Here is a 6,929-nt window from a genome sequence, read left to right as displayed (position 1 = left end):
TCGAGAACGCCCTGTACGCGTCCAAGGTGATCGCCTACGACCAGGGCTGGTCGATGATCCAGGACGCCGCCAAGGAGTACGGCTGGGACATCGACCTCGCCGCCGTCGCACGGATCTGGCGCGGCGGCTGCATCATCCGCGCCTCGTTCCTGGACCGCATCCGCGCCGCGTACGCCCAGGACACCGCGCTGGTCTCGCTGCTGACGGAGAAGGAGTTCGCGCGGGAGATCACCGACGCGCAGGTCCCGTGGCGCGAGATCGTCGCGACCGCCGCCCGCCGCGGCATCCCCGTACCCGCCTTCTCCGCCTCCCTCGCCTACTACGACACCCTGCGCGCCGAACGCCTCCCCGCCGCGCTGCTCCAGGGGCAGCGGGACTACTTCGGGGCCCACACGTACGGGCGGGTGGACAAGCCGGGCGCGTTCCACACGCACTGGGCGGACGCCGAACGGCCCGAGACCGACGCGTAAGCGGGCTGAGCGCCGTCTCCCGGGCGAACGCGAGTACGGGGTCCACGCAACGGACCCCGTACCGCCGGTACTTCACCTCTTCGGCGCCGGTCGCACCGTCAGGATCTGCTGGGCCTGCCCGACCGGGCCGTGGACGTCGTACAGGACCGTGCTGGTGAGCCCCTGCCCCGTCGGCCCGAAGGTGGCGGTCGTGTCGAGCCCCGTCCACGGCCCCTCGGGCTGCCGGTGGAGGTGGACCGTGAGGTCCACGTTGGGGAACATCCACTCCGTCGGGGGACGCCGTACGGCGACGCCGTTGGCGGTGTCGACGAGGGTGAGGAACGAGGTCAGCGGGCTGACCGGCTCCCCGGCGACGAGGGCGTACGGGGAGGAGATCCACGCCGTCCCCCGGCCCGGCACCGGCGGCGCGGGCATCCGTACGTCGAGCGACGCGATGTACCCGCCCGGCCAGGTCTCGGCCATCGGCCAGGACGGCAACGACTCGGGCGGCGGCAGGAGTTCACCCGTACCGCCCGCGACGGAGACCGTGTCGATCGCCGTCAGGAGCCAGCCGCGCGCCCGGACCACGGGGCGGCCCGCGATGCGGACGACGGCCTCGATCAGCTCGATCGTGCGGCCCGGCCGGACCGTCTCCACCTCGACCTCGCACTCGTCCAGGGCGAGCCGGCCCAGGATGTCGTAGCTGACGCGGGACAGGAGCAGATCGGGGCGGTTCGCGAGGTGCTGGTCCATGGCGTGGACGATCAGACCGCCCAGCGGACTGAAGTGCTGCTCGTCCGGGGCCCAGGCGCCCTGCGCGTGGTGCGTCGGCTTGAAGCGGTGCTCGTCGATGCGCTCGTAATAGCTGCCGGGGATCAAGGGAAACCTTTCCTCGGGGCGCTGGCACCGGGATCGGTGACAACGTGGTCGTTACATCAGATTGAGCAAGGCTACGTACACGGCCGTCCCGAGGCCCACACTGAGGATCGTCCGGCGGCCGGACAGCAGGTGGACGGCGACCGTGACGGCGACCGCGAGCAGCGCGTACCCGGCGCCGTGCGGGTCCTCGGTCACCGTGCCGTGCAGCGCGGTCACCGCGAGGACCAGCAGGATCCCGACCGGCATCCACACCGCGAGCCGCGCGACCAGCGGGGAGTCCCGCAGGCGGCCCAGGAGGGCGAACGGCAGGGCGCGCAGGGCGAAGGTGATGCCGAAGACGATCGCGAGGACGGCCGGCAGGTACGGCGTACTAGGCATCGGCGGCGGTCCGTTCCGTGAGGGCGTGGCGGGCCAGCAGCAGGCCCACGAACAGGAGCAGCGCCGTGAACATCGCGACGCCCGGCGTCAGGAGCAGCGCGACCGTGACGCTCGCCCCGGCCAGCAGGGCGGACGGCACCTGGGCGCGGGAGCGGAACGCGTCCAGCGTCAGCACCGTGAACAGCGCGCACAGTGCGAACTCCAGACCCTTCACCGGAGCGGGCAGCGCGCTGCCGAGCGCCACGCCGAGCAGGCCGCCGCCCACCCAGTACGCCTCGCACGCCGCCTGCATCGCGAGCAGCCGGGGCGCCGAGCGCTCGTGTTCGGGGAGCGACGCGTTGACCGCGTACACCTCGTCGATCATCGCGTACACCGCGTACGTCCTGGCCAGGGGGTGTTTCACCAGGTGGAGGGGGAACGAGAACGCGTAGAACACGTGGCGGAAGTTGACGACCAGGACGGTCACCGCGATCGCCGCGAGCGGGGTGGTGCTCGCGATCATGCCGACCAGGAGGAGTTCCAGGGAACCGGCGAAGGCGGCCAGGGAGAGGGCGGGCGTGAGCCACCAGGGGAGGCCGGCCTGGAGGATCAGGAGGCCGAGGGCTATGCCGAGGGGGAAGATGCCGAGTCCGGCGGAGAAGGAGTCGCGGACACCGGCGGTGATCTGGGCGCGGGTGGTCCCACGGCGAGGTTCTTGCGGCGTGGTGATCGCGTCGACGGGCTGTTGCACCCCTTCATGGTCCCGCGAAACACGCGACAGGTGGTTGCGAAAATTGCCCTGGGAGCGGCTCGTGGAGCAATCTTCTTCCATGGATGCGATCGATCTGGCAATCATCTCCGAGTTGGAGCGGGACGGCAGGCTCAGCAACGTGCACCTCGCCGCCCGCGTCGGCCTCACCACCGGGCCGTGCCTGCGCCGGGTCCAGCGGCTGGAGGCCGAGGGGGTGATCCTGGGGTACCGGGCCGTCGTCGATCCCGCCGCCCGGGGCCGCGCCTTCGAGGTGCTGCTCGATCTGAGCCTGGAGTCGCAGGACGCGGCGACCGTCGAACGCTTCGAGGAGACCCTCGCCGGGGCGGACGAGGTCCTGGAGCTGCGGCGGCTCTTCGGCGCCCCCGACTACTTCGTGCGGGTCGCCGTCGCCGACCTCGCCGCGTACGAGACGTTCATGAGCACCCGGCTCATGACCATCCCCGGGATCAGGAACATCGTCTCCCACTTCACGATGAAGACGATCAAGCGGGAGCCCTGACGGCTACAGTGCCCGGATGTACGGGAGTTATCGAACGAACGGGCTCTGGGCGGGGGCCGCGCTCTCCCTCACGGCGCTGCTGGTCGGCTGCATGGTCGCCTCGGTCGGCATGATGGAGTTCGACGAGCGCTGCATGCACGGGCTGACCACCGGCCCGGGAAAGCTGTTGCGGACCCGCGACCAGGCGTTTCCGCCCGCCACCGTCTGCGAGTTCGAGCACGGGGACGTGTCGTCCATCGGCGGCCACGGACTGCTGAACGTCCTCATGTGGGCGGGTCTCGCGATCCTGGTGACCTGCCTGCTGGTCGCCCTCGTCGCCGAGTGCCTGGAACCGCCGCTCGGCGGACGGTTCGTCGAGCCGATGACCAGGACCGCGAAACTCCGCCGCACGGGAACGGCGTTCTTCGTCCTCGGTTCGGTGTTCGCCGGCGCCTACGCGCTGTTCGGATGGCGGCTGCTGGCAGGACCCGCGTCGGCCTGTTCCCGGGGCGCGGACTGGGGGAGCAACCAGCCCAGGACGCTGGAGTACACCCTCTTCCCGCCCCAGTTCACCTGCCAGTACACCAGCGGCCTGACCCGCCGGATGAACCCCGAGTGGGCCGCGTCCTTCACCCTCGAACTCGCCGCCCTCGCCCTGCTGTCCGGCATCGGCTTCGCGCTCGCCCTGCGGCGCCTGTGGCGGGAACGCCGTACGGCCCCCGGCCGCAGCCGGGAGCCGCAGGCATCGTGACGTGCCGTCAGGGCACCGACACCTCGAACCGCGGGACGCGGACCGAACCGCCGAGCGCCCGGGTGGCGTGGTTGAAGAGGGCGAAGCGGTAACCCATGAAGAACTGCCAGGAGTTGCCCATCGAGAAGGCCGGGCCGAGCCGGGTGAACGAGACGCCGTCGAGGCTGTAGGAGAAGGTGCCGGAGCGGGCGGCGCCGGGCCGGATGTCCGCGTTCGCGCGCAGCCAGAGCCTGTTGGCCGTCACGGGGACGCTCGCCGCCTCCGTGCCCGTCCCCGTCGTGTTCCAACTCCCGTCCATCGTCAGCCTGTTCACCATCACGAGCCGCGTCGCCGTGCCCTCCCGCTTGACGCCGATCCACGCGGAGGAGTCCCGCAGCAGCGCGAGCCCCGCGCGGTCGCCGTCGCGCATCGCGGCGATGTCCAGGGTGACGGTCGCCGTCGAACTCGGGCCCTGGATACGGTGGGTGAGGGTGTTGCGGGCCCAGTACAGGTCGTTCGTGACCGTCGCCGTGGACAGCGTGAGGCCGTTGTTCACCGACCACTTGGTGTCGTCCGGGTTGTGGTTCCACTCCCACTTCGGCTTGAGCGTCGTACCGTCGAAGGTGTCGACGCCGATCATCGGCGCGACCTGGCGCGGGGGAGTGGGCAGGACGGGGCTCGGATACGTCGATCCCCAGGCACCGTTCACGAGTTGGAGCACCGGCCAGCCGTCCGACGTCCAGGTGACCGGCGCGAGGACCGGGATACGGCCGCCCGGATAGGCGTCCACGAAGGCGAGGTAGTACCAGGCGCCGGTCTGCGTCTGCACGAGCCCGCCCTGATGCGGCACCCCGCCGCCGGGCACCGGACCCGGCAGGTTCAGCAGCAACTGCCGTAGCGTGTACGGGCCGAAGGGGCCGCTGGTCGACTTCAGGACGTACTGGCCGTTCGCCGGGCGGGTCAGGAAGATGTAGTAGCTGCCGCCCACCTTGTAGAACCGCGAGCCCTCCAGCGTCCCGATGCTCGCCGGGGTGCTGAACACCTGCTGCGCGCGCACCTGGCTGCGGCCGTCCGGCGCCAACTGGGCAACGCTGATCGTGGTGTTGCCGTACGCGACGTACATCGTGTCGTCCGTGTCGACCAGCAGCCCGGCGTCGTAGTACACGTTCCCGAGCGACGCCAGCCGGTTCCACGGGCCCTCCACCGAGGGCGCCGAGTAGAGGTACGTCCGCGCGAAGTCGATCTGGCCGAGCCAGTAGAACGTGCGGTTGCTCGGCCGGTACGCCAGGGACGACGCCCACACGCCGCGTACGTAGCCCCGGCCGCCGTTCAGGTCGTACTTGGCGCCGAAGTCCAGCTTCGGGACCGAGTGGCCGGCGAACTCCCAGTTGACCAGGTCGTAGGAGCGGAGGATGGGGGCGCCGGGGGAGTAGTGCATCGTCGAGGCGGAGTAGTAGAAGGCGTCGCCGACGCGGATGACGTCGATGTCGGCGAAGTCCTGCCACAGGACGGGGTTGGTGTACGTCGCGGCTGCGGTCGTGGCGCCGGCGGTGCCGGGGAGGGCGGCTCCCACGATCAGACCGGCTCCGGCCGCCAGCGCTCCGCGCCGGGTGATCTGCTGTCCCGGCCATGACATGCCGGGCGTCGGATCTCCTGTGCCATCCATCGGCTCCTCCAGTAGGGGTGGGAGCGCTCCCACCTGTGGGCGGGCTTTCGGGCTGTTCAGGTGGGGTGCGCGGGGTGTCGTACGGCTCGCTCTCTGCGACGCTGTTCGCATATACGAACGGCGGACAGAGTGTCGGACGGTTCGGATGATAGGTGCCTCAGGGGCAGCGTCAATAGCTCGCGTACCGTCGAACTTTTTCGGAGCGCGGCTCGCTTTTCGGCGTGCCGCCCAGCTTTTCGGGGTGCTTTTTGGCGTGCCGCTCAGCCCGTGTTGCCCAGCGGGTGGCTGAAGCCCTGGTCCGAGATGAGGCGGGCGCCCTGGGCGAGTTCGGCGGCGAAGCGCTCGATCGACTCGTACGGGAAGCGGTGCGTGGGGCCGCTGAGGGAGAGGGACGCGGCCACCTTGCCCGTGCGGCCGAGGATGGGTACGGCCACGGCGGTGAGGCCCTCGTCGAACTCGCTGGAGCTGACCGCGTATCCGCGCTCGGCCGCTTCCGCCGCCCAGGTCCTGAGCCGGTCCGTGAGGGGTTCGCCCTGGGGCGAGGTGGTCGCGACCCGGCGCAGGAAGGGGTCGGGGGCGTCGCGCAGCAGGATCTTGGAGGAGGCGCCGGCCCACAGGGGCTGCTCGTCGCCGACGTCCACGACGTGGCGCAGCGGGTGGGGGCTCTCCTCGTGGGCGACGCAGATGCGGTGCACGCCACGGGCGACGAACAGGTTGACGGTCTCGCCGAGCCGGTCCGCGAGGTCGCGCATGACCTTGCGGGTCTCCTGCGGGACCTCCCACTGGCTGCGCGCGAGGTAGGCCCAGCGCCACAGGGCCGGGCCCGCCGTGTACCCGGCGGGGTGGGAGCCGAGGAGGCCGGTCTCCTCCAGGGTCTGGACCAGACGCAGCGCGGTGGTCTTGGCGAGGCCGGTGGCCTCGGTGACCTCGCGGAGGGTGACGACGGGGCGGTCCTCGCTGAGGAGGTTGAGGATCTCGACGGCCCGGCGGACGCTGCGGACGCCGGGGGCGTGTCCCTCCGAGGGGTGCTCCTCCGCCGACTGCGCCGCTGAGGAGTGTGCCTGTGAGGGTGGTGCCTCGTCGGTGCTCATCTCGCGGCCTCCCCGTAGGTCCGGTGTCGTTCCTGTGCCTGCCCCGACGGTAGTCCGCCCAGCGGACCCGCCGTCCGGCGGTGTGCAGGAAATCTTGCCGCAACTCTTGATCGGCGCAAACCAGCCGACCTATCGTTCCGCTCGTTGGATCATTTGGTCCATTCTGCGGACCAAGGGTTCGACGGGGGCCGGGCCCGCTCGCCCGGCTCCCCCTCCCCCCTCACCCGACGGAGTGTGTGAGAGATGAGCAGCACCCCGCAGGACACCGCGCCCGGCGCTCCCCACCGCGCCCTCGCCCGGCGCGCGGCCTTCGCGAGCTTCATGGGCGCCGTGGTCGACTGGTACGACTTCTTCCTGTACGGCATCGTCGCCGGGCTCCTCTTCGGCGACCTCTTCTTCCCCGACGCCTCCCCGGCCGTCGGCACCCTCGCCGCCTGGGCCACCTTCGGCGTCGGCTTCCTCTTCCGGCCCCTCGGGGGCATCGTCTTCGGCCACTTCGGCGACCGG

7 protein-coding genes and 1 pseudogene are annotated in these 6,929 nt (G+C 71.0%); 3 read left to right on the top strand and 5 right to left on the bottom strand.

Translation table 11 applies throughout. From position 1 onward, the window contains the following. Positions 1-470, top strand: a pseudogene (locus AOK24_RS33410) (NADP-dependent phosphogluconate dehydrogenase); the annotation flags it as partial. A gap of 72 nt (positions 471-542) precedes the next feature. On the opposite strand, the gene AOK24_RS33405 reads toward AOK24_RS33410, so the two are convergent. The 3 genes from AOK24_RS33405 to AOK24_RS33395 are packed head-to-tail and all read right to left on the bottom strand — an operon-like array spanning position 543 to position 2,436. Continuing rightward, the gene (locus tag AOK24_RS33405) at positions 543-1,328 is read right to left on the bottom strand and encodes a thioesterase family protein (protein WP_055723761.1); all 786 of its coding nucleotides are present in this window, start codon (positions 1,326-1,328) and stop codon (positions 543-545) included. Positions 1,329-1,379: 51 nt separating this feature from the next. After that, entirely contained in the window at positions 1,380-1,706 is a 327-nt protein-coding gene (locus AOK24_RS33400; RefSeq protein ID WP_055723760.1) for a branched-chain amino acid transporter permease, read from the bottom strand. Continuing rightward, positions 1,699-2,436, bottom strand: coding sequence for an AzlC family ABC transporter permease (locus tag AOK24_RS33395; protein ID WP_055723759.1), 738 nt, complete (start codon positions 2,434-2,436; stop codon positions 1,699-1,701). Before AOK24_RS33395 ends, AOK24_RS33400 begins: the two co-directional genes overlap by 8 nt. A 79-nt stretch (positions 2,437-2,515) precedes the next feature. Here AOK24_RS33395 and AOK24_RS33390 point away from each other — a divergent pair, with 79 nt between their 5' ends. Both AOK24_RS33390 and AOK24_RS33385 read left to right on the top strand, forming a co-directional pair. Further along, on the top strand, positions 2,516-2,956 hold the full coding sequence (locus AOK24_RS33390; RefSeq protein WP_055723758.1) for an Lrp/AsnC family transcriptional regulator: 441 nt from the start codon (positions 2,516-2,518) through the stop codon (positions 2,954-2,956). 16 nt (positions 2,957-2,972) lie between these two features. Continuing rightward, entirely contained in the window at positions 2,973-3,686 is a 714-nt protein-coding gene (locus AOK24_RS33385; RefSeq protein WP_055723757.1) for a hypothetical protein, read from the top strand. Between the two features lie 7 nt (positions 3,687-3,693). On the opposite strand, the gene AOK24_RS33380 is transcribed toward AOK24_RS33385, so the two are convergent. Continuing rightward, entirely contained in the window at positions 3,694-5,301 is a 1,608-nt protein-coding gene (locus AOK24_RS33380) for a glycoside hydrolase family 43 protein (RefSeq protein WP_055723756.1), read from the bottom strand. Between the two features lie 290 nt (positions 5,302-5,591). Then, positions 5,592-6,422 carry an IclR family transcriptional regulator gene (locus AOK24_RS33375; RefSeq protein ID WP_055723755.1) on the bottom strand — a complete coding sequence of 277 codons (831 nt, stop codon included), beginning with the start codon at positions 6,420-6,422 and terminating at the stop codon, positions 5,592-5,594. Positions 6,423-6,929: the final 507 nt, after the last annotated feature.

The organism is Streptomyces niveiscabiei, from assembly GCF_001419795.1.
Classification (GTDB): domain Bacteria; phylum Actinomycetota; class Actinomycetes; order Streptomycetales; family Streptomycetaceae; genus Streptomyces; species Streptomyces niveiscabiei.
This window is presented reverse-complemented; position numbering and strand designations above follow the sequence as displayed.

Bases quoted from the DNA above. Each gene is read 5' to 3' on its own strand.
- AOK24_RS33400 (WP_055723760.1), bottom strand. From the start codon at position 1,706: ATGCCTAGTACGCCGTACCTGCCGGCCGTCCTCGCGATCGTCTTCGGC.
- AOK24_RS33385 (WP_055723757.1), top strand. From the start codon at position 2,973: ATGTACGGGAGTTATCGAACGAACGGGCTCTGGGCGGGGGCCGCGCTC.
- AOK24_RS33390 (WP_055723758.1), top strand. From the start codon at position 2,516: ATGGATGCGATCGATCTGGCAATCATCTCCGAGTTGGAGCGGGACGGC.
- AOK24_RS33375 (WP_055723755.1), bottom strand. From the start codon at position 6,422: ATGAGCACCGACGAGGCACCACCCTCACAGGCACACTCCTCAGCGGCG.
- AOK24_RS33380 (WP_055723756.1), bottom strand. From the start codon at position 5,301: ATGTCATGGCCGGGACAGCAGATCACCCGGCGCGGAGCGCTGGCGGCC.